27 protein-coding genes are annotated in these 25,850 nt (G+C 40.6%); 13 read left to right on the forward strand and 14 right to left on the reverse strand.

Translation table 11 applies throughout. From position 1 onward, the window contains the following. The first annotated feature begins 34 nt into the window (after positions 1–34). The 4 genes from PV763_RS01670 to PV763_RS01685 all read left to right on the forward strand — a co-directional run bounded on the left by PV763_RS01670 (position 35) and on the right by PV763_RS01685 (position 3,947). Entirely contained in the window at positions 35–784 is a 750-nt protein-coding gene (locus PV763_RS01670) for a DUF6776 family protein (RefSeq protein WP_004279781.1), read from the forward strand. 18 nt (positions 785–802) lie between these two features. Further along, on the forward strand, positions 803–1,216 hold the full coding sequence (clpS, locus tag PV763_RS01675; RefSeq protein ID WP_004279780.1) for an ATP-dependent Clp protease adapter ClpS: 414 nt from the start codon (positions 803–805) through the stop codon (positions 1,214–1,216). A gap of 9 nt (positions 1,217–1,225) precedes the next feature. Further along, positions 1,226–3,502, forward strand: a complete 2,277-nt coding sequence (clpA, locus tag PV763_RS01680; RefSeq protein WP_004646785.1) for an ATP-dependent Clp protease ATP-binding subunit ClpA — start codon at positions 1,226–1,228, stop codon at positions 3,500–3,502. A gap of 91 nt (positions 3,503–3,593) precedes the next feature. Then, positions 3,594–3,947 carry a YnfA family protein gene (locus tag PV763_RS01685; RefSeq protein ID WP_004646786.1) on the forward strand — a complete coding sequence of 118 codons (354 nt, stop codon included), beginning with the start codon at positions 3,594–3,596 and terminating at the stop codon, positions 3,945–3,947. Between the two features lie 102 nt (positions 3,948–4,049). Here PV763_RS01685 and PV763_RS01690 read toward each other — a convergent pair whose 3' ends face one another. The 3 genes from PV763_RS01690 to PV763_RS01700 form a co-directional block, all read right to left on the reverse strand. Then, a complete protein-coding gene (locus PV763_RS01690; protein WP_004646787.1) occupies positions 4,050–4,523 on the reverse strand; it encodes a hypothetical protein in 474 nt (157 codons plus the stop codon). Positions 4,524–4,627: 104 nt separating this feature from the next. Further along, complete coding sequence (gene argF / locus PV763_RS01695; RefSeq protein WP_004280178.1) at positions 4,628–5,548, reverse strand: ornithine carbamoyltransferase; 921 nt, start codon at positions 5,546–5,548, stop codon at positions 4,628–4,630. Positions 5,549–5,662: 114 nt separating this feature from the next. Further along, positions 5,663–6,310, reverse strand: a complete 648-nt coding sequence (locus tag PV763_RS01700) for a TetR/AcrR family transcriptional regulator (RefSeq protein ID WP_420937258.1) — start codon at positions 6,308–6,310, stop codon at positions 5,663–5,665. A 230-nt stretch (positions 6,311–6,540) separates the two neighbouring features. Between PV763_RS01700 and prpB the strand changes: the two genes are divergently transcribed. Together prpB and prpC are read left to right on the forward strand one after the other, a co-directional pair. Continuing rightward, positions 6,541–7,425 (forward strand): methylisocitrate lyase, encoded by an 885-nt coding sequence (gene prpB / locus PV763_RS01705; protein WP_004280180.1) that lies wholly within the window; start codon positions 6,541–6,543, stop codon positions 7,423–7,425. Between the two features lie 4 nt (positions 7,426–7,429). Continuing rightward, positions 7,430–8,569 (forward strand): bifunctional 2-methylcitrate synthase/citrate synthase, encoded by a 1,140-nt coding sequence (gene prpC, locus PV763_RS01710; protein ID WP_004646790.1) that lies wholly within the window; start codon positions 7,430–7,432, stop codon positions 8,567–8,569. Positions 8,570–8,635: 66 nt separating this feature from the next. Here prpC and PV763_RS01715 read toward each other — a convergent pair whose 3' ends face one another. Both PV763_RS01715 and PV763_RS01720 read right to left on the reverse strand, forming a co-directional pair. Beyond that, on the reverse strand, positions 8,636–9,256 hold the full coding sequence (locus tag PV763_RS01715; RefSeq protein ID WP_004646791.1) for a hypothetical protein: 621 nt from the start codon (positions 9,254–9,256) through the stop codon (positions 8,636–8,638). Positions 9,257–9,358: 102 nt separating this feature from the next. Next, on the reverse strand, positions 9,359–9,835 hold the full coding sequence (locus PV763_RS01720; protein ID WP_004280184.1) for a CinA family protein: 477 nt from the start codon (positions 9,833–9,835) through the stop codon (positions 9,359–9,361). A 252-nt stretch (positions 9,836–10,087) separates the two neighbouring features. On the opposite strand from PV763_RS01720, the gene PV763_RS01725 reads away from it, so the two are divergent. Together PV763_RS01725 and PV763_RS01730 are read left to right on the forward strand one after the other, a co-directional pair. Further along, the gene (locus PV763_RS01725) at positions 10,088–10,318 is read left to right on the forward strand and encodes a hypothetical protein (protein ID WP_004646792.1); all 231 of its coding nucleotides are present in this window, start codon (positions 10,088–10,090) and stop codon (positions 10,316–10,318) included. 622 nt (positions 10,319–10,940) lie between these two features. Continuing rightward, positions 10,941–11,171 carry a hypothetical protein gene (locus PV763_RS01730; protein WP_004646793.1) on the forward strand — a complete coding sequence of 77 codons (231 nt, stop codon included), beginning with the start codon at positions 10,941–10,943 and terminating at the stop codon, positions 11,169–11,171. Between the two features lie 103 nt (positions 11,172–11,274). Here PV763_RS01730 and PV763_RS01735 read toward each other — a convergent pair whose 3' ends face one another. Next, the gene (locus PV763_RS01735) at positions 11,275–11,616 is read right to left on the reverse strand and encodes a hypothetical protein (protein ID WP_004646794.1); all 342 of its coding nucleotides are present in this window, start codon (positions 11,614–11,616) and stop codon (positions 11,275–11,277) included. 1,216 nt (positions 11,617–12,832) lie between these two features. Between PV763_RS01735 and PV763_RS01740 the strand changes: the two genes are divergently transcribed. Beyond that, positions 12,833–13,060, forward strand: a complete 228-nt coding sequence (locus PV763_RS01740) for a type II toxin-antitoxin system HigB family toxin (protein WP_016806847.1) — start codon at positions 12,833–12,835, stop codon at positions 13,058–13,060. Positions 13,061–13,222: 162 nt separating this feature from the next. After that, complete coding sequence (locus PV763_RS01745) at positions 13,223–13,369, forward strand: hypothetical protein (RefSeq protein ID WP_004646799.1); 147 nt, start codon at positions 13,223–13,225, stop codon at positions 13,367–13,369. Positions 13,370–13,390: 21 nt separating this feature from the next. On the opposite strand, the gene PV763_RS01750 is transcribed toward PV763_RS01745, so the two are convergent. The 3 genes from PV763_RS01750 to PV763_RS01760 all read right to left on the reverse strand — a co-directional run bounded on the left by PV763_RS01750 (position 13,391) and on the right by PV763_RS01760 (position 16,787). Beyond that, the gene (locus PV763_RS01750; RefSeq protein WP_420937259.1) at positions 13,391–14,047 is read right to left on the reverse strand and encodes an SOS response-associated peptidase; all 657 of its coding nucleotides are present in this window, start codon (positions 14,045–14,047) and stop codon (positions 13,391–13,393) included. Between the two features lie 226 nt (positions 14,048–14,273). Then, positions 14,274–15,488, reverse strand: coding sequence for an alpha/beta fold hydrolase (locus PV763_RS01755; protein WP_420937260.1), 1,215 nt, complete (start codon positions 15,486–15,488; stop codon positions 14,274–14,276). Between the two features lie 159 nt (positions 15,489–15,647). Beyond that, a complete protein-coding gene (locus PV763_RS01760) occupies positions 15,648–16,787 on the reverse strand; it encodes a catalase family protein (protein ID WP_243475497.1) in 1,140 nt (379 codons plus the stop codon). Positions 16,788–17,166: 379 nt separating this feature from the next. Here PV763_RS01760 and PV763_RS01765 point away from each other — a divergent pair, with 379 nt between their 5' ends. After that, on the forward strand, positions 17,167–18,333 hold the full coding sequence (locus PV763_RS01765) for an MFS transporter (protein ID WP_420937261.1): 1,167 nt from the start codon (positions 17,167–17,169) through the stop codon (positions 18,331–18,333). Positions 18,334–18,349: 16 nt separating this feature from the next. Here PV763_RS01765 and PV763_RS01770 read toward each other — a convergent pair whose 3' ends face one another. Beyond that, the gene (locus PV763_RS01770; RefSeq protein WP_005266474.1) at positions 18,350–19,840 is read right to left on the reverse strand and encodes an amidase; all 1,491 of its coding nucleotides are present in this window, start codon (positions 19,838–19,840) and stop codon (positions 18,350–18,352) included. A gap of 46 nt (positions 19,841–19,886) precedes the next feature. Then, positions 19,887–21,317 carry a sensor domain-containing diguanylate cyclase gene (locus PV763_RS01775; protein ID WP_253114340.1) on the reverse strand — a complete coding sequence of 477 codons (1,431 nt, stop codon included), beginning with the start codon at positions 21,315–21,317 and terminating at the stop codon, positions 19,887–19,889. Between the two features lie 314 nt (positions 21,318–21,631). Here PV763_RS01775 and PV763_RS01780 point away from each other — a divergent pair, with 314 nt between their 5' ends. After that, entirely contained in the window at positions 21,632–22,075 is a 444-nt protein-coding gene (locus PV763_RS01780; protein WP_005100815.1) for a hypothetical protein, read from the forward strand. Between the two features lie 56 nt (positions 22,076–22,131). Here the strand turns inward: PV763_RS01780 and accC are convergent, their stop codons facing one another. The 3 genes from accC to aroQ are packed head-to-tail and all read right to left on the reverse strand — an operon-like array spanning position 22,132 to position 24,403. Next, positions 22,132–23,496 (reverse strand): acetyl-CoA carboxylase biotin carboxylase subunit, encoded by a 1,365-nt coding sequence (gene accC, locus PV763_RS01785; protein ID WP_004280198.1) that lies wholly within the window; start codon positions 23,494–23,496, stop codon positions 22,132–22,134. 18 nt (positions 23,497–23,514) lie between these two features. Then, positions 23,515–23,931, reverse strand: a complete 417-nt coding sequence (accB, locus tag PV763_RS01790) for an acetyl-CoA carboxylase biotin carboxyl carrier protein (RefSeq protein ID WP_005107117.1) — start codon at positions 23,929–23,931, stop codon at positions 23,515–23,517. Between the two features lie 16 nt (positions 23,932–23,947). After that, entirely contained in the window at positions 23,948–24,403 is a 456-nt protein-coding gene (gene aroQ, locus PV763_RS01795; RefSeq protein ID WP_004280201.1) for a type II 3-dehydroquinate dehydratase, read from the reverse strand. 958 nt (positions 24,404–25,361) lie between these two features. Here aroQ and ybaK point away from each other — a divergent pair. After that, positions 25,362–25,829: a Cys-tRNA(Pro) deacylase gene (ybaK, locus tag PV763_RS01800; RefSeq protein ID WP_420937262.1), complete on the forward strand. Its 468-nt coding sequence runs from the start codon at positions 25,362–25,364 to the stop codon at positions 25,827–25,829. The last annotated feature ends 21 nt before the right edge of the window (positions 25,830–25,850 follow it).

Genomic DNA, 25,850 nt, shown 5'->3' on the forward strand with positions numbered 1-25,850 from the left:
TGTGTGTCTTGATTAAAGCAAACAAGAGATCAAAATGCCGAATAACGAGTCAAATACGACGCTTCCTCAGGAACCCGGGACTAAGAAACCATTCATGAAAGGTAATACGCCCTTGGCCATTGGTGCGGCTGTATTGATCTTAAGCAGTGGCGTACTCGGATATACCGTAGGACATCGTCAGGGTTTGACTGCGGCGGGTTATGATGCAGATGCAGAGCAACTGGTCGATGTGGTACAGACTCAGAAAGCCAGTCTTGAAACACTGAACAAGACGCTGAATACTGCGGTTCAGGAGCGTGATCTAGCTGTCAGCAACGCCAATGATCTGTATCTGGCCATGACCAAGGCACGTGATGAACAGGTGCAGGCTGAAAGTGTAGGAACCATTTATCGCGAAATTTTGCGTCAGCGTGGTGGTTTGGCATTGGCGGTTCAAAACCTGTCGATTAAACCATTACCCGAAAATGCCTTTGAATACCAGATTGATCTGGTTCAGGTCAGTCCAGGCAAAAGTCGTGCTTCAGGTAGTGTGGAACTGCGCCTGATTAAAGGGACTGAAATTCTGGTGGTACCACTGGAAGATAAAAACTTTAATTTTGAAAATTATGAGCGACTCACTGGCCGCTGGACCATGCCGAAAGGCTTTAAACCAGAATTTATTGAAGTGCGTCTTACTGGTGCCAAGCCTGTGATTCGTCGTTTTAGTTGGGAACAGGGCAAAGCAGTCGAAAATCAGTCTGCCACCTTGTCAGAAATTCCGAAAACCGAAGCAAATGCAAATTAAGTGTGAAATATAAATCTTATGCCAAGCAATAAACGTCAAATGTGTTTAAGTGATATTAAAAATTCTTTTAATGAGTCTGGAATCGTTGATTGGCATATCAGCCCACGTTTAGCAAATGAACCCTCTGAAGACGGTGATTCTGACTTAGCTGTACAGACTGCACCGCCAGAACTGAAACGTCCACCGTTGTATGCGGTTGTTTTATTAAATGACGACTATACGCCGATGGAGTTTGTAATTGAAATTTTACAACAATACTTTGCAATGAATCTTGACCAAGCTACACAAGTAATGCTAACTGTACATTATGAAGGAAAGGGTGTAGCTGGGGTTTATCCTCGAGACATTGCGGAGACCAAAGCGAACCAAGTCAATAATTATGCTCGATCACAAGGTCATCCGTTACTTTGCCAAATAGAGCCTAAAGATTAAGGGGGTTACATGCTCAGTCGTCAATTAGAAGTATCACTACGTTTGGCTGTCAGCATGGCTCGTCAAAAGAGACATGAGTTCCTGACCGTAGAACATTTATTGTTAGCCTTGCTCGACAATGATTCAGCCGTGAATGCTCTCAAAGCATGTGGTGCGGACATCATCGTGTTGCGTAAGGAATTAGAAGAGTACGTAGAACAACATACCCCTAAACTTGGTGAAAATAGTGATCAGGCACCACACCCGACAGAAAGCTTCGACCGGATCTTGCAACGCGCGATTTTTCACGTGCAGTCAAGCGGCGGCGATCGTACTGTAGAAGGTGCTGATATTCTGGTTGCCATGTATTCTGAGCGTGACTCATTTGCAGTCTATCTGCTGAAACGTCATCAAATTAACCGTCTGACCCTGACTCAGTACCTGTCTCATGGTACCCGTAAAGAAGATGTACAGTCTGAAGAAGAAATCGAAGATCTAGATGGCGAATCAGCATCTTCAGCAAGTTCAGGTCCACTTGAACTTTATACCACTAACCTGAATGTTGAAGCACAAAAAGGTAAGACCGATCCACTGATTGGTCGTGAAAAAGAAATCGAGCGTGCCGCGCAAATTCTTTGCCGCCGTCGTAAAAATAACCCACTCCTTGTCGGTGATCCAGGTGTCGGTAAAACCTCGATTGCTGAAGGGCTGGCTTGGTTAATTGTCAATGGTAAAGCGCCAAAACCACTGGAAAATGCTGAAATTTTCAGTCTGGACATTGGTGCTTTGGTGGCAGGAACCAAATACCGTGGCGACTTTGAAAAACGCTTGAAACAGCTTTTAAATGCGTTGAAAAAGAAACCTGAAGCAGTGCTGTTTATTGATGAAATTCACATGATTATTGGTGCAGGCTCGAGTATGGGCAGTACCATGGATGCATCGAATCTGATCAAACCGGCGCTGGCAAATGGTTCTTTACGCTGCATCGGGTCAACCACATTCCAGGAATACCGTCAGGTCTTTGAGAAAGATCATGCTTTATCGCGTCGTTTCCAGAAAATTGATGTGAATGAGCCATCTATTTCTGAAACTATTGATATCCTACGTGGTCTGAAATCGAAGTTTGAAGATTTCCATCATGTGGAATATGAAGATCAAGCCTTAGTGTCTGCGGTAGAACTTTCTGCGAAATTTATCAACGACCGTTTCTTGCCAGATAAGGCGATTGATGTCATTGATGAAGCCGGTGCTCAGCGCCGTCTCAAAGCAGAACAAGATGACAGTTTAATCACCGTAGAAAATATTGAAGACATCGTTTCTAAAATTGCGCGTATTCCTCCGAAAACTGTCTCTAAAGATGACAAGAGTGTGCTGGAAAATCTTGAGCGTGATTTAAAACGTGTGGTCTTTGGTCAGGATGAAGCGATTGAGGCCTTGGCTTCTGCAATTAAACTGTCACGTGCCGGTTTGAAGTCTCCAGATAAGCCTGTAGGTAGTTTTGTCTTTGCGGGTCCTACAGGTGTTGGTAAAACCGAAGTGACCAAGCAGCTCGCGAAACAGATGGGTGTGGAACTGGTTCGTTTTGATATGTCGGAATACATGGAACGTCATGCAGTGTCACGTTTGATCGGTGCACCTCCGGGCTATGTCGGTTTTGATCAGGGTGGCTTGCTCACCGATGCGATTCACAAAAATCCGCATTGTGTGCTGTTGCTAGACGAGATCGAAAAAGCGCATCCAGATGTGTTTAACCTCTTATTGCAGATTATGGATCATGGTTCATTGACTGATAATAACGGGCGTAAATCTGATTTCCGTAACGTGGTCTTGGTACTCACCACCAATATTGGTGCTGAAAGTATTTCACGTGTCAGCATTGGTTTTATGGAACAGGACAATAGTAACGATAATCAGGAAGCGATGAAGAAAGTTTTCTCGCCAGAATTCCGTAACCGTCTCGATGGCGTGATTCAGTTCAAGGCATTACCAAGCAGCATTATTGAAAATGTTGTAGATAAATTCCTGACTGAACTTCAAGCACAACTAGATGACAAAAAAGTCATGTTGGAAGTGGATCAGAGTGCACGTGAATGGATGTCAGAACATGGCTATGACCGTTTAATGGGCGCACGTCCAATGCAACGTTTGATTCAGGAACACCTGAAAAAACCGCTGGCTGAGATGATCCTGTTTGGTGAGCTGGCTGAAAATGGCGGCAATGTTGCAGTATCTGTGAAAAAAGAAAATGGTAAAGCGGTTGGCTTAAAACTTGAAGTTTTTGAAGACCAGACTGCTGAACCAGCTTAATTAATAAGAAGGATCAAACCCGTGCTTGCACGGGTTTTTTCATGGACTCATATTTTAAATTATCAAATTCATATCATTTAAAAGATAAATTATGGATATTCAAGTTACCAAGCTGTTCACGACATTTTTACTGTTTTTAGTCACGGCATTGATGGAAATTTTAGGTTGTTATTTTCCCTATCTGATTTTAAATCAGGGGAGAAGCCACTGGTTATGGATTCCGACAGCTCTGGCTTTGGCGGCTTTTGTCTGGCTGTTAACCTTGCATCCAGCTGCTTCAGGACGGATCTATGCCGCTTATGGCGGTATCTATATTTTTTCAGCACTGATGTGGTTGCGCTTCGTTGATCAAGTGACTCTATCGCGTTGGGATCTACTTGGTGGCATGGTGGTAATACTGGGCGCGTTGATTATTATTTTGCAGCCGCAAGGCTTGGTGCGTTAGCAAGATATAACAGTAAACCTTATTAAAAAAGGTAGCCACGGCTACCTTTTGTTTTCAGGATTCTTGAATCCTGAATCGAAATAAATGTCTTATGTGTTTAGATTATTTTAATTTGCAATCTTTCTGGGAAATATCCGTTTTATATGTTTGTGTCTGCGAGTTCAGGCTGAGTTCAACCTTGTAAGGGTTCTCAATCTGATAGCGATGCTCAAAGAAAATTTCACAATTATTGAGCAGATTATTGCGAATGACTTTCATCACTTCTTTGCGCCCCAAGTCTTTTTCAAACTGGCTAAAATCGGGCGTGATGATCATGCCTTTCAGTGTGGTTTTATTGGCACTTAACTGTAATTGTTCAATAATCGTATTTTGATCAATCTGCAATGGTAAAGTTCTGGAATCCTCTGCACTGAGCACTGCGAGCAATTCATTCAGCTCAGCTTTTTTCTGAATTTTAAATTTGCTGTCAATAATATTTTTTTCTTGAAGATATTGGTCAAATTCAGAAGCATGCACCGGTAAGGCGACACTGCTAAAACCAGTCAAGAGTGCCAAAGCCCAATATTTTTTTTGCATTGTATAAAATCACTTTTTATTCCATTTCAACAATGATTATAAGAGCTGAGACAAAAAAAGCACCAGAGATTGGTGCTTAATTTGTGAAGATTCATCTTAAAAAATTAGTCTTTTTTCAGATTTTCATTAATCAGGAATTCAACCAAAGCTTTTTGCGCGTGCAAGCGGTTTTCAGCTTCATCCCAAACTACGGCATTTTTATGGTCAAGCAGATTTTCTGAAATCTCTTCGCCACGATGCGCAGGCAAGCAGTGCATAAACAAGCAATCCGGATGTGCAAGATCCATCAGGCGTTCATTCACCTGATAATCTGCAAAGGCTTTTTCACGGATCTTCTGCTCTTCTTCCTGACCCATGCTTGCCCAAACATCAGTCACGATCAGGTCAGCATTCACCGCTGCATCTTCAGCAGAAGGAACCAGTTCCACACAATGCGCGAATTCAGACAGGAATTTTTCTTGTGGCTCATAGCCTTTTGGCGCTGCAATTTTCAGATTAAAGCCCCACATATGTGCAGCTTCAATATAAGAGTTACACATATTGTTGCCATCACCAATCCAGGCAACAGTTTTACCTTCAATTGAGCCACGTTGCTCTACATAAGTCTGCATGTCAGCAAGTAGCTGGCAAGGATGGTGGTCATCTGTCAACGCATTAATCACTGGAACTTTTGAATAAGATGCAAAACGCTCCACGATATCATGGCCGAAAGTACGGATCATCACGATATCCAGCATGCTTGAAATCACACGTGCAGAATCTTCAATCGGTTCACCACGACCTAACTGGGTATCGCGTGAAGACAGGAAAATCGCGCTACCACCAAATTGGCTCATGCCAGCTTCAAACGAAACACGCGTACGGGTACTCGATTTCTCAAAAATCATGCCCATCACTTTACCAACAAATGGTTGGAACACTTCATTGTTATGCTGTTTGCGCTTAAGCTCAATTGCGCGTTGCAAAATCTGGTTAAGTTCTAAAGTTGATAAATCGCGTAAGGTGAGAAAGTGACGGAGAGCCATTCGTTACTCCACAATAATTGCCGAAAAACTCGATCAACAATCAGTTGTTGGTTAGTTTAAGAAAAAAATACGGAATCGGCTAATATACTATAAGCAATGAAAAATGCAAAAAAACTAGACTTTTTGATGACCGTCTAAAAAGCGATCCACACAATAACTGATGTATTTGTCGATTTCCTGATCATCTTCCTGTACCGGAATTCCCATCAGAATACGCCATTCCAGATTGCGCAAAATACCAAAATACAACTGTGCCGAATATTGCGGATTCTCGCAATGCAATAAACCTTGCGCATCTGCCTGTTCTAAAGCCGTAGCAATGGCACTTTGTACATGCACCGGGCCTCGCTCATGAATATGCTGGGCAAGTTCTGGATTGCGCTGACTCTGTTCCAGCACCAGACGCATAAAGGCCGAGTTTTCAGGTTGCATGATCTGGTGATAAAAATTGAGTAGCGTGTGTACTAAATAACTACGAAAATCCAGTGCCATCAATTCGATCGGAATACTGATATCTTCAAAAAACTTGATACGACGATAATCGCAGATGGCTTTAAACAAGCCTTCTTTATTGCCAAAGTATTTATAGATCGAAGCTTTGGAGCCTCCGGCATGCTGGACGATATCATCCAGAGAGACAGCGTCATAACCCCGTTCCACAAATAGCTCGGTTGCACTGATCAGCAGCGCAATACAACGCTCATGACCACGTTTGGTCTGTGGCAGATCTTTGGCGAGCGGTTCTAGGGCAAGGTCTTGCATAGGAGATCGTACATCAACATGACAATAAAGATTGAAACGCCATCATAGCAAATATATGCACATATTTCATAATTGCGCCAGATAAGTGCGCTATTTGCTAATTAGGTAAAGCAAAACTTAAAAATTTGACTAAAGTTTTAGAGTATTTGTTCTATCGGGTTATGGAATGAGCAAGCCAAATGAGTATACTCGAATTTCAATAATTATAGCCAAGACTGTGGAAAAGGAAGATGACAGAACAAATGTCTGCAGGTTTAAGATTTAGACAAGCGCTTGAAGTCGAGAAACCATTGCAAATTATGGGCACGGTAAATGCCTATGCTGCCATGATGGCCAAACAGGTCGGTTATAAAGCCATTTATTTATCAGGTGCGGGTGTCGCGAATTATTCTTATGGTTTGCCTGACCTGGGCATGACCAGCCTGGATAATGTTCTTGAAGATGTACGCCGGATCACTGAACGTGTGGATACACCTTTACTGGTTGATATTGATACCGGTTGGGGCGGCGCATTAAATATTGCCCGAACGATCAAACAGATGATTGCAGCAGGAGCCGCTGCGGTTCATATTGAAGATCAGGTTGCACAGAAGCGTTGTGGTCATCGTCCAAATAAAGAAATCGTATCGCAACAGGAAATGGTCGATCGTATCAAAGCTGCTGTAGATGCGAAAACCGATTCAAACTTCGTGGTGATGGCGCGTACCGATGCGCTACAAAAAGAAGGCCTGCAAGCCGTGATTGACCGTGCTTCTGCCTGTGTTGAAGCGGGCGCAGATGCGATTTTTGCTGAAGCGATGACTGATATCACCATGTACCGTACAGTATGTGATGCGGTCGGTGTGCCAGTCCTGGCGAATATTACCGAATTTGGTGATACGCCGTATTATACGGTAGATGAATTGGCTGAGCAGGGCATTGGCATGGTGCTGTATCCATTGTCAGCGACACGTGCAATGCAAAAAGCCGCACTTGAAGTGATGCGTTCGGTGCGCGAACATGGTACTCAGGTAAATGTGCTGGATATCATGCAACAACGAAAAGAACTCTACGAATTTTTAGATTATCACAGCTTCGAAGACACATTAGATAAACTGTTTAAACAGGAGAATTAAAAAAATGGCTGAAGGAAAAGTACTCACTGGCGCAGGATTGCGCGGACAAGTGGCAGGTAAAACCTCACTTTCAACAGTAGGCAAAAGTGGCGCAGGCCTGACCTATCGCGGTTATGACGTACAGGATCTGGCTGAACATTGCCAGTTTGAAGAAGTCGCTTACCTGATTTTCTTCGGAGAATTGCCGACATCAGAGCAATTGGCAGCCTACAAAGCCAAACTGAAATCCTTACGCACTTTACCTCAGGCATTAAAAGAAGTCCTTGAGCGTATTCCTGCCGACTCACATCCAATGGATGTGATGCGTACTGGCGTTTCCATGCTGGGCAATCTTGAAACTGAGCAATCTTTTGAGCAGCAACAGGATATCGCAGACCGTATTTTGGCAACTTTGCCGGCAATGATCTGTTACTGGTATCGTTATAGCCATGACGGCGTGCGTATTGAAGAAAATACCGATGATGATTCAATCGGTGCGCAGTTCCTGAATCTACTGCATGGCGAAAAGCCAAATGAATTACATGAACAGGTGATGAATGTTTCCTTGATTCTGTATGCAGAGCATGAATTCAACGCTTCAACTTTTACCGCTCGTGTGTGTGCATCAACGCTGTCCGATATGCACTCTTGTATTACCGGTGCAATCGGTTCCTTGCGTGGCCCTCTACATGGCGGTGCCAACGAAGCTGCGATGGACATGATTGAAAACTGGAAGTCGCCTGAAGAAGCTGAACGTGAAATGCTGGGCATGCTGGAACGTAAAGAAAAAATCATGGGCTTCGGTCATGCGATCTATAAGGACAATGATCCGCGTAATGGCATTATTAAAGTCTGGTCTGAGCGTTTGGCCAAAGATGTCGGTGATACGGTACTTTATCCAGTCTCGGTACGCTGTGAAGAAGTCATGTGGCGTGAGAAGAAATTATTCTGTAATGCGGATTTCTTCCATGCATCTGCCTATCATTTTATGGGCATTCCAACCAAGCTGTTTACCCCGATCTTTGTTATGTCGCGTGTGACAGGCTGGGCCGCACATGTGATGGAACAACGTGCAGACAATCGTATTATCCGTCCAAGCGCGGATTACACTGGGCCAGAGTTGCGTAAAGTAGTGCCAATCGCTGAGCGTTCTACTGCGGCTTAATCTGTTTCTGTAGTAAAAATAAAAAAAATAAGGTCTCAATTGAGACCTTATTTTTTATCGGTTTCGTTATCGGCTTAACAGTGCCGGATCTTCAATGCTATAACCTGTTTCAAAAGGAATACCCAGATACTTTACTATTACCAGAGTTTTATTTTGTCTCGGAACTTTATAGGCCTGGCTAATTTTCAAGCCTTGCTGATAACTAACCGCTTGCTGAACCGCGCTTTTTTGTAAGCCAGATTTCACTTGATATTGATAGGTCCATTTTGGCACTTTTTCCTGAGGGTCATGCCAGGCAGGCGCGCTACCTTTTTTTGTCTTTAACACCTTAAGCTGTGGTTTTGATTTTTGAATTGGATTTAATGGAACTAAACGTTTTTTGATTTTGGCAATGTCCTGATCAAACTTGCGACTGTCTTGATCATAATCGATGCGCTTGGTTTTAGGATTGATATATAAGGAATTGACCTGAACCAGTTGATTTGGTTTTTGGGATTTAAAATTATAATAATATAGTTGAGGCAAGCGTCCACGACCATCAAGATAGTGACGCATGATATAAAGCTTCTGTTCTTTGACTTCATAGCCTAGAACTTCAATATTTTGTGGACCGCCTACGGTAGCGAAAGCCAGAGTGGGCAAGCTCAGAGGGAGCAGGAGCAGTGCAGTTTTAATATTCATGGTCATTCCACCCTCAAAAAAATAGATTGGCATCTGATCATGCCAATCTATCTTAAAATACGGTAGAAATAATGAAGCTTATTCAGGCTATACAGTAACTTTGAAAGCTTAGCTGTTATTCAACAGATTGATCATGTCATGTGCAACCACAGCGGACAGTTTGTTGAGGCGTTCAAGTGGCGAGCCTTTGAGATAATACTGGAACTGATGGATTTGCGTGCCATCATTAATGGCCACAAAAAAAGTCCCTTCCGGTTTCTCTGGTGTCGCGCTACCACCTGGTTTAAGCAATCCTGTACAGGCAATAATCCAGTCAGCATCACGGAACATTTTTTTACCTGCTTCCGCCAGAGCAACCGTTACCGGCATAGATTCCGCAGTATGACTATTGATCAGATTCTTGGAAATGCCCAATACTGAAGTCTTGACACTTACATCGTAGCAGATCAAACCACCAATCAGAATTTCGGCACCTTCTCCTTTACAAATGGAGAACTGGCTACTGAGATATCCAGAACTTGCGCTTTCGATAAAGGCAATTTTTATGTTTTTCTCTTCGAGTAAGCCGCAACAGGTTTTTATCATAGTCTCTATATTTTCTTTGTGGGAGTGATTTTAGATCAATCTAGGCAGATTTTTTCCTGTCGATCAACTCCAAGTATATTTATATTTTTATGAAAGTTAAAATTTTTTTCATAGATCAGTGTAATTTCATGTTGACCTGATCGCAAATCTGAGTGGTTAAAGTTTGGGCTATTTTCAAAAATAGAGGTTTCTTCTCAGGCGGAACAGTGGTAAAAATAAAAATAAAGTGCTTAGTGAAAGTAGGGTGTTGGAATGAAAACCACAGTAAAATATGTAGTCTTAAAAAGTCTTGACTATCAATTGGGTACACCATTATTTCAGGAAGAAATTGACGCTGATGGTCAATATTTTGATCAGATACCAAGCACAATTTCTTATCAGAATTTGCAGTTCAAAGTGAAAAGCAAAGAGCTTAAACGTTTGTATCTGGCCGAAGAGCAGGAAGATACTCAAACGATTATCGTCAAAGTAGTCAATATCTAATAAAAACTGAATAGAATAAGCCTCTTTTAAAGGGGCTTATTTATTATAAATAGATTAATAAATATAATTACAAACAATGATTTGATCTAAGTTTATACCAAAATAATAAGTAAAAATATTTGAATTAAAGTCAAGGTAAATTCGAAACAGCTTAAGTTTTATTGGTGAGGTCATGTTAAGTATCGTATTTCTTCACAGTTAATAATATTCAAAAAGAATTGTATTTTTAATGTTTTATTTAATTTTTTAAAAATATAGAAGATTTAGATTTATTTGTATATATTTATAAATATCAATAGTATAGTTATTAAGTGGTTCTGTTTAATAACGCTTTTTAAATTTTATTAAAAATTTTCCTATATATGAAATAGGACTTAAGTTATTCCTTTTATTGGATAATAAATTTTTGACCTATAAAGTCTTTCATTATGTTTCTGTTGCATTATATCAGGTAATTTATGTTGCGCATTAATCTCCACTTCAAGTACTTATCTTACTATTTTTTACATTGAATTAATCTGTAACAGGTTAAAGGTTGGCGAAATCTGAAAAATGCGTAGAGTAGATATTAAGTCGAAACCTATCGGCTTTTAATTTAAAGCAAATAGTAAGGAATACCACCATGGCTAATAATCAACAGCAAGACCAACAGAAACAGCAGCAACAACAGCAACAGCAAAATCAACAACGCAATCAAGATCAGCAGCGTCAACAAAACAACCAGCAAAACCCAAATCAGCAACAAAATAACCAGCAACAACAGCAGCCGCAGCGCAATCAGCAACAAAACCAGCAAGGCCAACAGCAACAACAGCCACAGCAAAACAGTAACCAACAGCAACAAGATCAGTGAAAACCGCAGTGTTAATTCTGTTTAAGACTTACGCTCTTCATAAAAAAACCGCCTGAATCAGGCGGTTTTTTATATTTCATTGCACGATTAGACTAAGTATTTATTAACACTGAATATTGGCTTTTAGCTTGTAGAAATTCAAGGCATTGTCTAGGTCGGTGAGCAACTCTTTTTCTGTATATTCCTTGGGTGCAAGTTTTAGCAAGGCAGGCATATAGTTATTTTTATATTCTTTAGGATATTGTTCACACAGGATACGTGTTCTTTCTTCCAGACTAATTGTTGAAGAGTCAAGTTTGTCCAGATAAGCACTCAGTTGATTATCTGATTGTTCAAACTGCACTTTAATGTTTGCATCAGCTTCTGCTGCACTCTCTGCTTGCTGTTTTTGGCAGCCGCTTATTGCCAGACTCATCAATAAAGTAATTAGTATGCGATTTTTCATGCTGCCAAAATATTGTTATTGCTCATATGAAAAATTATAGAGAGAAATGACTAAAAAGAAAGCAGGGATCTATAAACTTTATGAGACATTGAACATTCATAACATCCGATATTGACTGAAATAAGGAATTTTCTCCTACAAATCTGAATTAACCTATTCTCATTTATAGGTTTAGCAATTCTTTTTGGGTTTTGGTTATTTAATCGTCTTATTTGCCCATTAAAAAGATTTTTGGATAAATTACAGTCATTTAATTAACAAAAGTAATGGTTTTTTCATATTTTGAAACATTGCATCTATATATCCTACACAGATTGGCTGCATGGCTAGTGATATCTTGGCGTCATTCTAAGAACTTAATGAAAATAATTAAAAATCAGCACATTATAGGGCCTGTTTAATTTAGGAGAGTTAAACAGGCTTTTTCTTTTCCGTCTTAAATCTGGTTTTTTCTTTGCTGATTGTATTTTTTGCTCATTCTCTTTCACATAAGTTTTCATACACAACATAAAGCCTGAAAATTCCCTCAGGAGAGATACATGAATAGATGTTATTTATATATCTCTTTTCACGAAAAGACAGGACAAAGCTATGATGAGATGTATATGCGCATTTGGCATGGGCGTAATGGTTGGCTGTTGTTTTAAATCTTGCAAAGAGAAAATGTGTCAGATGATGAGCAGCAAGCATTGTAAAAGTGATCATTGTAAAAAAGATCAGGCGACTCAAGCTGAAGAGCCTGTACAAACTTAGCCCAAAAGCTTCAATTTTACTGAAAGGCTAAACAACAGAGCTGAGTACTGAAGTTGTTCTAGATCGCTGATCCAATCATTTTATATTGAATCATTCTATATTTAAAGCAATAAAGCTTGATCCTAGATTGAGCTTTTTACACTTAGGAGAAAAACATGATGCAATTTATATTTTGTTTATTTGGTCTTCATGGTGCGACTGAAATTAACTACACGTGTGACCATGATGAGATCAAACAGTGTCGTGATTGCTTGAAAAATATTGAATAATGTGCCAAATCATCAGACATCTTAATGAAGATCAATCCCCGTTCAATCATCAGTTGGCGGGGTTTTTCTTTACTGATGAAATTTTTGGATCTAAACATAATTTCTCACAAGGAATACTTTATAAAAGAATCATTTCAATAGGATTACGTTTTGATAAATTCTTAGCTGCTTAGAACTGGAATACAATAAAATTTATGCGTGTGATCACCCATGCTCGAATTCTTGAAGCAATTCAAAAGAGGCCACAGGCTGAAACTGCATTAGCTGGTTGGCATCGAATGATTAAGGCCAATCATCCTAAAGATTTTACTGAAATGAAAAGACTTTTTCCGGCAGTGGATAAGCTTAGAAAATTTCATGTATTCGATATCGGCTCGCACGCGAATTCATATTCTTTGCTGTACCATCTACGATCAGGCTGAACAGCTTATTTGCTCAGATGGACTTTAGGGTTTGTGAAATGTAAAAGAATACTTCAAGGAAAATTTGTCTTTTTAGAAAACTGAATGTGCAACATAAATAACATTGATGTTTAGCAGTAGATGTCATATTTATCTCTTAATAGATATATGAAGGAGATGCATATGACAAATAAGCCAGAGCAAGAGCAAGAATCAAATCCGCATAAAGAATCGAATGACGACAAGGGTAATCAGGCATCTTATAAGCATGTCAAACCAGAGAAAAAACCCAATGCAGAACCAGAAAATCCATTGAGAGAGCAAAAATAGCTTTTTCATATGGACGAAGCCCTAACTTGGTTTAGGGCTTTTTAATTTCCCGATAAACCTTGAATCTCTAGGCTTTGCAATAAATTCATCTTTCATTTCAAAGAAAAATTCATGGGCTTGTTCATGATCGCAGTGCAACCAGTCATGTCGTGATTCTTCCGGAATCACAATAATCGAGCGTTTTTCGTCATTCGGGTCATGAAACTGTTTCATAAAGGGATGTTGATCTGAATTTATGGTCAGCATCGAAAATGATCTGATTTTCTCACCATCAATGTGTGCGTCATCATAAATCGCCGCCACGGTAAAAGGATTGCCATCTTCACGTGAAATGCCAAACCAGTGCGATTTACCGTCTATATATTTAGGTTCATAGAATGTATCGACGGGTACCAAAGCAAACTGGTTGTTTTTCCAGGCATGTCGGAAACTCGGTTTGGATGCCACTGTTTCAGTCCGTGCATTATAGGTATGCCGGCCATATTTCAATTCTTTCGCCCAGGCTGGAATCAGTCCGAAACGTGCGATATCCAGCTCAAACTCATCAGCACCGCGCATAATGATTGGGGCTGGCGCTAAAGGATAAACATGCGGTTTCATGCCCAGTTCGAGTTGCTCTTCATGAATATCTAATAAGGAAAGACGTTTTTTTGAGGGAAATTCATAGTTCGAGCACATAAATAACCTCTTTCATTCTAATTATTATTTGCTAAAGAATTAAAGTATAAAAATGATGGGCTCAAAACAATTCGAAATCGTAAGTATAGTTTTAACAGAAAGTAAGAATACGGATTAATATTAGTTTATCCTCTTTATAGAATAGTGCTCCTTTAAAGGACTATTCTATAAATATGAAGATTAAAATATTTGAGTTTTTAATGATTAAATACAAAAGCTCACCGGGTTATTTTGTAGGGCAGGTGTTCAAAGCTTTCCCTTGTTCAACTGAATGGATAAAGTTTCCAATTAGAAATTCACTCTGTCTTAAGGAATCACGATGATCTCCATTTTTGACTAGATGGAAGGCGATAGATTTCTGCTTCGTACATACCTGCTGATAGTAAGCATAAGTACCACGATCATCGACCAGTTGATCTTTCTCACCTTGTACCAGCAGAACCGGCACAGTCGGTGTCATATTCTCAATAGACTGTTCTTTTAAATAATTTGTCAAAGGTGCCAGATTTATATTTGATTTAAAGACAGTCTTAGGTGCTTGTTTTAGGTCAGATTGTAATTCTGACAAACAGCGACTGCGTGCATGATTAAGAATTTCTTCCATTTCTGGGCTAACTAAATTTGCTGGAGCAAGCATCGGGTCTGCAGCTTCTGCTCCTAAAAGCACAATTGGAAAAAATGCGGCGACATCAGTCGTGATTTGCGAATTGCTGGCAACATATTCAGCGATTCCTTCATATTGGTAACCGCCCGGTGCTAGTGCAATTGCCCCGCGAAGATCAAATTCAGGTGCATCTTTTTGACCGGCCGCAGCAATTTTAAGAGATGCTGCACCTCCTTGACTATGACCCATAACATACCAATTTTTACTAAAGCTATAAGGCTTTAAATGGTGGATCGCTCGTACAGCATCCACGACAGTATGTAACTGGCTTCGCGCATTCATATAAGGATGACCGCCCGGAGTGCCTAAACCTTGATAATCAGGTGCAATGACTGCATAGCCGCGAGCGAGCCAGGCATTCAATGCTTTAGCAGCGATTTGCTGATAGACATGGACTGGCCCGCCCACATAATCCCCAGAGGGTGCACATGTATCAGCAACGCCAGTTGTACCATGCGCCCAAGCCAGAACAGGCCAGCCATCTTTAGGGAATTTGCCTTTAGGTAACAGGATATAGCCTGAAGTGACAATGGGTTCGGATTTTGTGCCACGACTGCGATAATTAATTAAGAAACGTTGTGAGGCATTCGTAAACAGATCAGTATTTTGTTCTTGTATAGATAATATTGTACCCGGTATTTTTTCCGAAATATTGGATGCTTGGATTTTGCTGCTATCGGGAAGTGGAGGAGATGCTATTGCATATGTTGAACCTAAACATAAACAGCTCATGATTAATTTAATAATAGGAGATTTAATTTTCATCGCTGAAACCATTTTCCTTTTTATAATGTCATTTTTAATGTAGCAGCTTTATTTATGTTTCTAAATTAACTCTGCACAGAGTTTGTAAACTAAAGCTTTTAAGTTAAGGCGAATGAGCAGTACAACAGGTTATTTTAGTTTAGCTAATAACTTCATATAAGCACTTATATTTTAATGTGGTTCTGATCTGTGAGTAGAATTCATATCATGTCTAACCTCACTAATACGATCATAAATCACTTTTCGCATTCGGTTTATTACTCCCAGAGGTTTGTGCTCCGGTAGTGTATGCCATGGTGTAAAAGAGAGATTTTCACAAAACTTGTTTTGTTCAGGTGTATCAAAAACTTGCTGAGGAATGCGGATAGTTGCGACCTTGTAAAAAGGCGCCTCACTTTCTTGCCATTCAGTCATGGAATCTTCGACTGACATGGTGTTTGATGTTCTAGGCTGTATCAGAAACTCCATACATGCTTCACTTTTTTGCAAATGTTTGCGCAATTTTTCTCTTAGAAAATTATGATGCGGAGCATGTGGAAGAGGATCTGTCACTGTCGAACATGCTTGAGCTGAATACTTTATAGCTTGACGATCAGTGCCTATTCCTAATTGATAGGGCACCATAGACCAATATCTAGTTTGCAAAGGATTAGAAATTTTATTTCTCGTATTTAAGGCAATCCAGGTTCCTTTAGCTCCTAATGCAAAAGGAATATGCAGTTTATTAAAAAATCTATCGCTATTTATATCTTGCATAAATGACATATATCGAACTGGATCATTCACAAAAAAGACAGGATGATTGATCATAATGAAATCTTGAGTAGAGGTTTCATCATCTAAAAGCTTTTCTCCCGGTACTCCCAAAAGTTTTATCGCCATACCACGGGCATCTTTTTTAATATCTGCTTGTTGGGCATTTTTAGACCCATTAGAGAAACGAATCCAGGCTTGATATGTTTTTCCCGGAAGAAAAACACCTTGAGCCAAGTTTTTGGGAAGAGCTTCATCTACTTTGAATTCTGCGCGTACGCAACCGTGTGCTTTGGGATGGGCATCACGTAGCGCGATACCTGTGGAATACTCTTTCCGAATAGATATCTCAATTATATCTGCGATTTTTTCAGTTATGTTTGCTTCATCAGGATAAAGACTTTCACTTAAATAATGATCTATATGGGGATGAAGATTATCTTTTGGAGAGTTAGAGGTTATAGGGGAAGCGTTAGCATATGCAGCACTACAAATACTTATTACCATTAGAGGGAGGAAGACTAGACCCGAGTATAGAGGTCTTATAAAGTTAGGCATTGATTTTCTCCTTGCTATAAAGCTAGAGTTCGTTTTAATTTTTTAGCCTATGATCTGAAAATTCTTTGGACATACTTTAGCCATAAAATAATTGTAATGTCTGTGTAATTATTGATCTTCAGATTTAAAGTTCATCCAACTCCTTCCTAAAAACGTTTCCGCCCTTTATCGTGTGCTCAATATAGAAGCCGATTTATGTTCTTACTTTGATTTAACTCAGCAAAGGGTTTTTTGCTTTAGTAAAATTTATTCATAAACTTATGTAAATTTATTTTTAGACTAATACGAGATGCTCGTAGCAAAATCAAGAGTTGTCGAATACAGTGCTATAGAAATTGATTGAGTTTAACATTTTGAAAATATTAGGATATATAAATCAATGCCAGTTCTAGCAATCCAGCATAGACTCAGTGGATTTTACTTTTTTTACTATGCGATTGTCGGGGCGTTCATGCCTTTTTGGAGTCTGTATCTTGAAGATCAAGGCTTCAATTATCAGGAAATCGGCATTTTATCTTCTATTGCGATTGTTACCCGATTCTTTGCGCCGTTGATCTGGGGGTGGATTGCAGACAAATCCGGTAAACGCATGCTGCTGGTGCGTATTGCCACCTGGATGGAAGCCTGTATCTGGTTCATGATTTTTATCATTCCCAATAGCTTTCAATCTGTAGCTTTATTGATGCTGATTTTCAGTTTCTTTCAGAATGCTATTCTGGCTCAGTTTGAAGGCGTGACTTTATTCTGGCTCGGGGAAAAAAGAGCAGAACTCTATGGCAAAGTACGAAAATGGGGATCAGTCGGCTTTATTATCGGTGTATTCTGCTTGGGCACCGTCTTTGAAATTATTAGCATCAGTATGTTACCCGTCTTGTTGCTGTGTATTTCATTTCTGGCCTTTCTCTGGTCATTTATCATTAAAGAGCCCACGACAGCACCTACCGCACAGAAACAGCTCGAACCCTTATGGCCAATATTCAAACGCCCAGTGGTGTATAGCTTTTTCCTGATTGAATTGATTCTGCTATTTTCACACGCGCCATTTTATAGTTTTTATAGCAATTATCTCAGTCAGGCGGGATTTAGCACCAGTCAGATCGGGCTGCTCTGGTCAGTCGGGGTCATTGCGGAAATAATCATGTTTGCCTATGCGACGTTCTTTCTGACACGGTGGTCATGGCGTCATCTGGTCACGCTATGCTTGTTAATGACAGGATTAAGATGGTTCATCGTCGGAGTCTTTCCTGCTTCATTTATGGCACAGTTTTTTGCTCAAACGATTCACGCTTTAAGTTTTGGTTTATTTCATATGATTGCGATGCGAGTGATTTTCCAGAATTTTTCTGCAGGGCAGCAAGGACGTGGACAAGCGCTATATAGCACGATGTGGGGCGTTGGCGTGGCGAGTGGCAGTATTCTGGCTGGGCATTATTGGGATCAAGTCGGCGGCACATCTATTTTTATCGCTGCTGCAGTATCGACTTTGCTTGGCTTGTTACTGATTTTCGGATTGCCAAATAAAGTCGAACTGCAAAAACAGGCTTGAAAATATCATCTCAGTATTAAATACGGATTTTGGCGTATTGCCCAAACCACGGTTGTGCCTGTTCCAATTGGGCTGCCAGTTGTAATAGCAGATCCTCACGGGCAAACGGCGCAATAAACTGTGAACCGAGCGGCAGGTTTTGTTCATTCCAGTACAGTGGTACAGACATCGCTGGGAGTCCGGTAATATTGGCCAACTGGGTAAAAGGCACCCATTTTAGATTTTCTTTCACAATCTGGTCGACCAGTTTACCTTGCGCCAGCAAATGTGCTTTATTTAGTTTCAATAAAGCTTTAAGAATCGGTTTCTGCCAGTTTGGTGTTTTGACCTCACCATTTTTTGGCGCCACTGTCGCCGTTGCAGGCGTCAGGTACAGATCATAATTATCAAAGAAATGATTCATCTGGGTCACGTACTGGCCCCAGTTATTCAGGTTCTGGATATAATCAATCGCGCTGGTTTTGGCCCCAAAAGCCGCCAGCGCTAAAGAGTCCAGTTCAAAATCATTCGATTTGGACGGATAGCCTTTCTGGATTTCATCCAGCATAAATGAAAACTGGCTAAACCAGGTGGTAATAAAATCCTTGGCCAGTTGCATGCCATCAATGGCTGGACGGTCTTCGACCACTTCATGGCCCAAAGATTCTAGCAATTTGGCTGTTTGTTCAATGGCTTTAATGGCATCCTGCGAAACAGGTGTGCCAATCGTAGAATAAGTGCTAAACGCAATTTTCAGTTTTTTTGGCGGTTGCTGAATCACATCCAGATAATGATGCTGTGGACGCTGAATCTTAAACAGTGAACTATGATCTTCACCATGGGTGGCATCCAGCATTGCAGCACTATCCCGTACCGTTTTGGTCAGTACATGCTGAATCGCGGCGCCATGCATGGCTTCACTCATTTGTGGTCCCCAAGGCGTGCGGCCACGACTCGGTTTCAGGCCAAACAGGCCGCAATAGGAAGCGGGGATACGTATCGAGCCGCCACCATCACCAGCACCCGCAATTGGTACAATTCCGGCAGCCACGGCAGAAGCGGAACCACCGGACGAGCCGCCGCTATTATGCTGTAAATTCCACGGATTTTTACAGCTGCCCCAAGCATCTGGTTCAGTAATACCTTTAATCCCAAATTCAGGAGTATTGGTACGTCCAAAAGTCACAATCCCGGCTTTTTCCCAGCGATTGACAATCTCGGCATTGGTCTCGGCGATATAACCAATCCGTTTTAAGCCCTGACAACCATAAGAAGTTGGATAACCGGCATATTCCTGAAACAGGTCTTTAACCAGAAAAGGCACACCGGCAAAAGGTCCGGACAGATTTTGCTGGCTCCGTTTCAATGCATGCTCATGCATCGGAATAATAATTGCATTTAGCTCGGGATTGGCAATTGAGCTACGCTCTAGTGCAGCAGATAAAAGTTCACTTGAATGTACTTGTTTATTGGCGACCAGATCAGCCAGTCCTAAACCGTCATATTGCAGATATTCTTCAAATTTCATTGCCATTCCCTAGTGTTGCTGCTTCAAGGTTGTAGATCATTTAGGCTCAAGATGCAAGCACCACCTGATTTCGCCCACGATGTTTGGCCTGATACAAGGCTTGATCTGCAATATTGATCAGGTTTTGCAGGTCTTGGGCCTGCGGTTCATTTTGATGAGTGATGCCCACACTCACGGTAATATACAGGGGCGAGCCATCTGATTGATAAATAGGGGTTTTTTCCACCAGATCACGAATCCGTTCTGCAATAAGACGTGCTTCTGATGGTTCGGTATTCCAGAGTAACAGCACAAATTCTTCCCCACCAATTCGTGCAAACAGATCTTCAGCACGTAAATTGCAGCGAATGATTTCCGCAAAATGTTGCAGCACCTTGTCACCGACATGATGGCCAAAATCATCGTTCAGACGTTTGAAATGATCAATATCCAGCATGATGACCGAAAATTCCATTCTGTTGGCATATTGCAGTAAATATTCACCTTTCTGAAAGAAAAAATGACGGTTCATGGTGCGGGTCAGACTGTCGTGATTGGCCAGATACAAGACCCGTTTAAACAGCTCATTGCGGTTTTGACTAATAATACAAAGAATAAGCGGCGATAAGGCCAGCATAAACAGCCCGATCCGGAGCGAAATATAAATCGTAGAATCTGCCAAGGTGTCATGCGTTGTGGCATAAAACCGCGTCAGGCTGTAATAGGTTAAAATAGTCACAAACGCATTAATCAGTGTCATGCTAAACAGGCGATAGGTCAACGCAGCCCAGATCAGTGCAGCCAGAGGGTAGAGCATTGCGCCGGGGCCTGCAAAAATATTGGTAATGATGACACAGGCCACGACTGAAGATGCAGGTAAAAAATAGCTGAAGTAATTACGTTTTTGACGACGGTTTTTAAATAGATACTGCATGTCTTTTATTCTTGGGAATGCCAAGATTAAAGGGAGAAACACAATATAATTCACCATTTCACCGGTCCACCACAGACCAAAATCAATCCATAAATTCTCTTTGGTCATGAATGAATTGGGTAGATTTGGCAAGGTGAGAACTGCAAAAGCCGCACTGGCCAGACAGCCTGCAAAAGCGAAGATGCCAAATAAATGAACGAATGTATAACCAGTATTATAGTATTTGTAATTAATCTTGAAATATCGAATAAAAAATATCGAGACAATAGTGCTGATCAGATTAGACAAGGTAAGAAACAGGCTTTGTAATAGGCTGTTCCCGGTGATCAGATCTGCAAACATAAAAGCGCTGAATGCACCAAGCCAACCTCCCATATTATTTAAATGTGGAAAGCGTAAGAACAGGGCTAACAAGGCAGCATTGGCCGGCCACAATAAGGCCAGATACTCAATTGGTCTGGTTGCGATCCCAATAAAACAACAGACTAAAACAGCGAAAACAATGACAAAATAAGCATAGGTTTCATGATTTAATTGTTGTTCTGTTATTCGAGCTAATTGCAAATTTAAAATCCTATTCAAATTTTTAAGTGTGAATGATCACTTTGTTCAGCAACTAAGTTTGACCCAAAATATAATTTTATTGTTTGATTAATCTGTTATTAATGCGAACTATTAAGATTCTTATATACGAAATATATACAAAAAAAGTCAGAAAGGAAATCCATGTTTTTAAACAATGTGATAAATAATTTCTGACTCTGTATTGAAATTGCGTTAGAGCGGGACACGATCCCAAAAAATATGATAATTTAGAATCAATTGTTAACAAGATGTCGGTAAATATGAAAAAAATATGTCTTAGCCTTATCTTACTCATGAGCTCACCTTGGCTAATGGCGACAGAAAATAAAAAACCAGCGAATGCTCCTGCTAAAGCTGCTGAAATCCCAAATACATTTACTGTGAAAACCCGTCCGGAAATTGTCGGATTGTGGGGAATGGAAATCCCGAATAATAAAAAATGTATCGAATATTATAATTTTAAAGGCAATAATAATGTGGTGATTAAAAGTGGCGATGAGTGGACGTCGGGGCTATATGACTATCAGCCGGCACAGGATCCTTCGCAGCAGATTCCAGCGCTGATTCTGCAAGTAAAATATGACAATAATGAAAAAGACTGTTCAGGCAATCAGGTGGATCAGTCTGGTGAAATTTCGCAATATTTTGTGAAATGGCAAAACCCTTATACCATTAACTTCTGCGCCAATGAAAAAGCCGAACAATGTTTTGCTGTGCTCAGACGCGTATTGCCTTAAATTGCAAACAATAAAAAAACCGCTGAATGACAGCGGTTTTTTTTATGAGCTTTGATTTAAGCTTTGTCTTCAGCACCTTCAAGCTGCTTTAACAAATGCTTCTCTAGGTAATGAATATCCATTGCCTGTTTGCAGAAGTTTTTATCCTGAAGGATTAAATCTTTATGCAAAGGAATATTGGTTTTAACGCCAGTCAAAATCATTTCTTCCAAAGCATTTCTCATTCGAGAAATAGACGTCTCACGATCCTTACCATGCGAAATCAGTTTGGCAATCATCGAGTCATAATACGGCGGAATGCTATAGCCTGGGTAGATGTGCGAGTCTAAGCGGATACCTGCGCCGCCTGGTGCATAGAAGCTCTCAATCTTGCCGGGTGAAGGCAAGAAGGTTGATGGATCTTCTGCGTTAATACGGCATTCAATCGCATGTCCTAAAACCTTGACATCTTCTTGCTGAATATCCAGACCTAAGCCGCCAGCAATACGCAATTGCTGTTCGATAATATCGATACCCGTGACCATTTCAGTTACCGGATGCTCAACCTGAACACGCGTATTCATTTCAATGAAGAAGAACTCATCATCTTCAAACAGGAATTCGAATGTACCTGCACCACGATATTGCATCAATTTACAGGCATTGACACAGGCTTCTAGAATATCAGCACGTGCTTGCTCTGGTAAGTTCGGTGCTGGTGCTTCTTCCAGTACTTTTTGATGGCGACGCTGTAGTGAACAGTCACGATCATACAGATGAATCGCATGACCATTACCATCAGCAAGTACTTGCACTTCGACGTGACGTGGCTTTTGCAGAAAACGTTCCATATAGACCGTATCATCACCGAACCACATTTCTGCATCACGCTGTGCAGCCTGAACAGATTCCAGCAGGGTATCGACATTTTCTACGATACGCATACCACGACCACCACCGCCAGAAGCAGCTTTTACAATCAGTGGAAAACCGATCTCTTTGGCTTCAGCCATGGCATTGTGAATCGTTACGGCATGGTCGCAGCCCGGTACTGTTGGTACACCAGCTTTTTTCATGGCAATAATGGCAGAAACCTTGTTTCCCATTAAACGAATATGTTCCGGACGCGGACCAATAAAGATAAAACCAGAATTTTCTACGATTTCTGCAAATTCTGCATTTTCAGCGAGGAATCCATAACCAGGATGGATTGCATCTGCGCCGGTAATTTCAGCAGCTGTAATAATCGCAGGAATATTCAAGTAGCTGTCACTGCTCGCACCAGGGCCGATACATACTGCTTCATCACAGAAACGTAAGTGCATCAGGTCCTTGTCTGCGTCAGAATAGACACCTACAGTTTTGATCCCTAAAGTTCTGCAAGCACGGGTGATGCGTAACGCAATTTCACCACGGTTTGCAATTAAAACTTTTTGCAACATTATAAATCCCCGGGGTGATTAAGCGCGGTAGCGGAAAAGTGGTTGACCGAATTGAATCACTTCACCATTTTTCACCAGAATTTCTTCAATCACACCGCTTTGAGTAGCTTCAATCGGGTTCATGATTTTCATTGCCTCGATAATACCCAGCGTATCGCCTGCAGAAACGGTCTGGCCAACTTTAACAAATGTCGGTTCACCTGGGCTTGGTGCTGCATAGAACACGCCGACCATTGGTGAAGTTTCAACTGCGCCACGAGGAGATTTTGCTGCTGGCGCTTCGGCTGCTGGTGCAGGCATAGCAGGAACAGCTGCTGCAACCACTGGATTACGACGAGTTAATGCAATCGACTGATCGCCTTCTTTAACTTCGATCGCCTGTAAGTCAGATTCAATCATCAAGTCGATGAGTTTCTTGATTTTACGGATATCCATGAGACAGTATTCCTAATTAAGATTGTGTAGAAGGTTGTATTTTTTCAATGATATAGTCGAGGGCAGCAGCATAGCCTTTTGCACCTAGACCACAAATCACGCCGATGGCTTTATCGGACAAGTACGAATGATGTCGGAATGCCTCACGTGCATGCACATTAGACAGATGGACTTCAATGAAAGGAATGGCAACGCCAAGAAGGGCATCGCGAACCGCAACAGAGGTATGAGTCAATGCTGCCGGATTAATAATGATATATTGAACGCCGTCTTGCTGAGCTTGATGAATTCGGTCAACAATGGCACCTTCCCAGTTGCTTTGGAACGTTTCGAGTTGTAATGTGGCCTTTTGAGCCTGAGTAATCAGTTGCTGGTTAATATCGTCAAGACTAAGGTGACCATAAACTTCCGGTTCGCGCTTCCCAAGCAAGTTTAAATTCGGTCCATGAATAACCAAAATGGTCGAACTCATCCAGCATGCTCCAATTAAAAAGTATCGGGGTTTGTTTGCAAGATGTCTGCAAACTCTGCTTATTATTGCATGATTTTCTACATTACTATTTATAATTTCTTTGAATTAACGTAGAAAGCATATAGCAAACAGTGGCGCTATAATGAAAACTTTGCAGAGATTTGGCAATGTTAAAAAATTACAATTCGCTGGGTATTCAGATTATTTTCATTGTAAACCCAATTGGCAAAAACAGTTAATATCCTTTATGTAACTGTATCTTCATGTTAACGCTAAATTCTTCCTTTTAGTGATATTTTTAGTTTTGAACAAGAGTTGTCTGGCTGATTTTACTGCAATGTTCGACTTCTATAGCATAGAAAACTCTTTACATTCTGACTTTAGAGTTGTGCTGATGATCCTCTTTATATATAAGCTATCGACCGTTTCTCAAAACTTGATGAAAATTTAAAAATATAAGATAAGACAATATGTTAATGATATTTTCTCTTATTGTACTTGGATTTTCCTAGGTCTATTCTTCCAATATATTGGAATTAATTACATCATTTTCAATTCAAGTATTCATGACAGACACTGTACAAGAATCTATTTCTTCTTCCGGAGATAAAGGTTAAATCTCAGCGGGTTTAAGATAAAACGCTCGACTTATATGCCTCGTATTTATAGACGCATGAAATGACGAATGTGTTCATCTTCAAGCCTTCTACATAGTGAAGCCATTAATCGCCTAACGCTTAGATAGTGGCAAAAACACATACATTTGTTGATATTTTGCTCGTCATCATCTTTGCAGAAGAGTTTAAAAGTATTGAAGAGCGTAAAGATTGAACCAAATAGATCTGATTGAAGCGGAATACGGGCTTAAAGCAAAATTTCTCTAAACTCACCGCATCTAAATTAACTTCTTGAGCTAATCTTTATATAATCATGCGATTCCTCTCAAACAAGACTTTCTATGACACCTGCATGCAAACTATTAAAAGCCAATAAAATCGAATACAGCATTCATGAATATGAACATGATGCCAATGCCAAAAGTTTCGGGTTAGAAGCTGCTGAAAAATTAGGGCTTTCGGTGGAAGAAGTCTTTAAAACTTTATTAGTCACGGATGATAAACAGTATTTTGTTGCCATATTGCCGGTACATCATCAGTTAAATCTGAAAAAAGTAGCGCAGGCCGTAGGATGCAAAAAACTCCAGATGGCAGATCCTAAACATGCAGAACGCTTGACCGGTTATCTGGTCGGCGGAATCAGTCCCATTGGTCAAAAGAAACGATTAAAAACGGTGATTGATGCCAGCGCAGAACAGTTGAATACGATCTATGTCAGTGGCGGTAAAAGAGGCTTGGATATCGGAATAAAACCAGCTGATCTTGCCAATGTGCTCAATGCACAGTTTGTCGATGTACTGGATACATAAGATCGAAGTACGATGATCACC

The organism is Acinetobacter sp. AS5 (assembly GCF_048957595.1).
In the GTDB taxonomy this organism is placed as follows: Bacteria; Pseudomonadota; Gammaproteobacteria; order Pseudomonadales; family Moraxellaceae; genus Acinetobacter.

Excerpts from the sequence above, each read along its gene's own strand:
- PV763_RS01735 (WP_004646794.1), bottom strand. The coding sequence starts at position 11,616 with ATGAAAAATCGCATACTAATTACTTTATTGATGAGTCTGGCAATAAGC.
- PV763_RS01750 (WP_420937259.1), bottom strand. The coding sequence starts at position 14,047 with ATGTGCTCGAACTATGAATTTCCCTCAAAAAAACGTCTTTCCTTATTA.
- PV763_RS01685 (WP_004646786.1), top strand. The coding sequence starts at position 3,594 with ATGGATATTCAAGTTACCAAGCTGTTCACGACATTTTTACTGTTTTTA.
- PV763_RS01780 (WP_005100815.1), top strand. The coding sequence starts at position 21,632 with ATGAGCTCACCTTGGCTAATGGCGACAGAAAATAAAAAACCAGCGAAT.
- argF (WP_004280178.1), bottom strand. The coding sequence starts at position 5,548 with ATGGCTCTCCGTCACTTTCTCACCTTACGCGATTTATCAACTTTAGAA.
- PV763_RS01770 (WP_005266474.1), bottom strand. The coding sequence starts at position 19,840 with ATGAAATTTGAAGAATATCTGCAATATGACGGTTTAGGACTGGCTGAT.
- PV763_RS01725 (WP_004646792.1), top strand. The coding sequence starts at position 10,088 with ATGAAAACCACAGTAAAATATGTAGTCTTAAAAAGTCTTGACTATCAA.
- prpC (WP_004646790.1), top strand. The coding sequence starts at position 7,430 with ATGGCTGAAGGAAAAGTACTCACTGGCGCAGGATTGCGCGGACAAGTG.
- PV763_RS01690 (WP_004646787.1), bottom strand. The coding sequence starts at position 4,523 with ATGCAAAAAAAATATTGGGCTTTGGCACTCTTGACTGGTTTTAGCAGT.
- ybaK (WP_420937262.1), top strand. The coding sequence starts at position 25,362 with ATGACACCTGCATGCAAACTATTAAAAGCCAATAAAATCGAATACAGC.
- PV763_RS01755 (WP_420937260.1), bottom strand. The coding sequence starts at position 15,488 with ATGGTTTCAGCGATGAAAATTAAATCTCCTATTATTAAATTAATCATG.
- clpA (WP_004646785.1), top strand. The coding sequence starts at position 1,226 with ATGCTCAGTCGTCAATTAGAAGTATCACTACGTTTGGCTGTCAGCATG.
- PV763_RS01740 (WP_016806847.1), top strand. The coding sequence starts at position 12,833 with ATGCGTGTGATCACCCATGCTCGAATTCTTGAAGCAATTCAAAAGAGG.
- PV763_RS01700 (WP_420937258.1), bottom strand. The coding sequence starts at position 6,310 with ATGCAAGACCTTGCCCTAGAACCGCTCGCCAAAGATCTGCCACAGACC.
- accC (WP_004280198.1), bottom strand. The coding sequence starts at position 23,496 with ATGTTGCAAAAAGTTTTAATTGCAAACCGTGGTGAAATTGCGTTACGC.
- PV763_RS01745 (WP_004646799.1), top strand. The coding sequence starts at position 13,223 with ATGACAAATAAGCCAGAGCAAGAGCAAGAATCAAATCCGCATAAAGAA.
- aroQ (WP_004280201.1), bottom strand. The coding sequence starts at position 24,403 with ATGAGTTCGACCATTTTGGTTATTCATGGACCGAATTTAAACTTGCTT.
- clpS (WP_004279780.1), top strand. The coding sequence starts at position 803 with ATGCCAAGCAATAAACGTCAAATGTGTTTAAGTGATATTAAAAATTCT.
- accB (WP_005107117.1), bottom strand. The coding sequence starts at position 23,931 with ATGGATATCCGTAAAATCAAGAAACTCATCGACTTGATGATTGAATCT.
- PV763_RS01730 (WP_004646793.1), top strand. The coding sequence starts at position 10,941 with ATGGCTAATAATCAACAGCAAGACCAACAGAAACAGCAGCAACAACAG.
- PV763_RS01670 (WP_004279781.1), top strand. The coding sequence starts at position 35 with ATGCCGAATAACGAGTCAAATACGACGCTTCCTCAGGAACCCGGGACT.
- PV763_RS01715 (WP_004646791.1), bottom strand. The coding sequence starts at position 9,256 with ATGACCATGAATATTAAAACTGCACTGCTCCTGCTCCCTCTGAGCTTG.
- PV763_RS01760 (WP_243475497.1), bottom strand. The coding sequence starts at position 16,787 with ATGCCTAACTTTATAAGACCTCTATACTCGGGTCTAGTCTTCCTCCCT.
- prpB (WP_004280180.1), top strand. The coding sequence starts at position 6,541 with ATGACAGAACAAATGTCTGCAGGTTTAAGATTTAGACAAGCGCTTGAA.
- PV763_RS01720 (WP_004280184.1), bottom strand. The coding sequence starts at position 9,835 with ATGATAAAAACCTGTTGCGGCTTACTCGAAGAGAAAAACATAAAAATT.
- PV763_RS01765 (WP_420937261.1), top strand. The coding sequence starts at position 17,167 with ATGCCAGTTCTAGCAATCCAGCATAGACTCAGTGGATTTTACTTTTTT.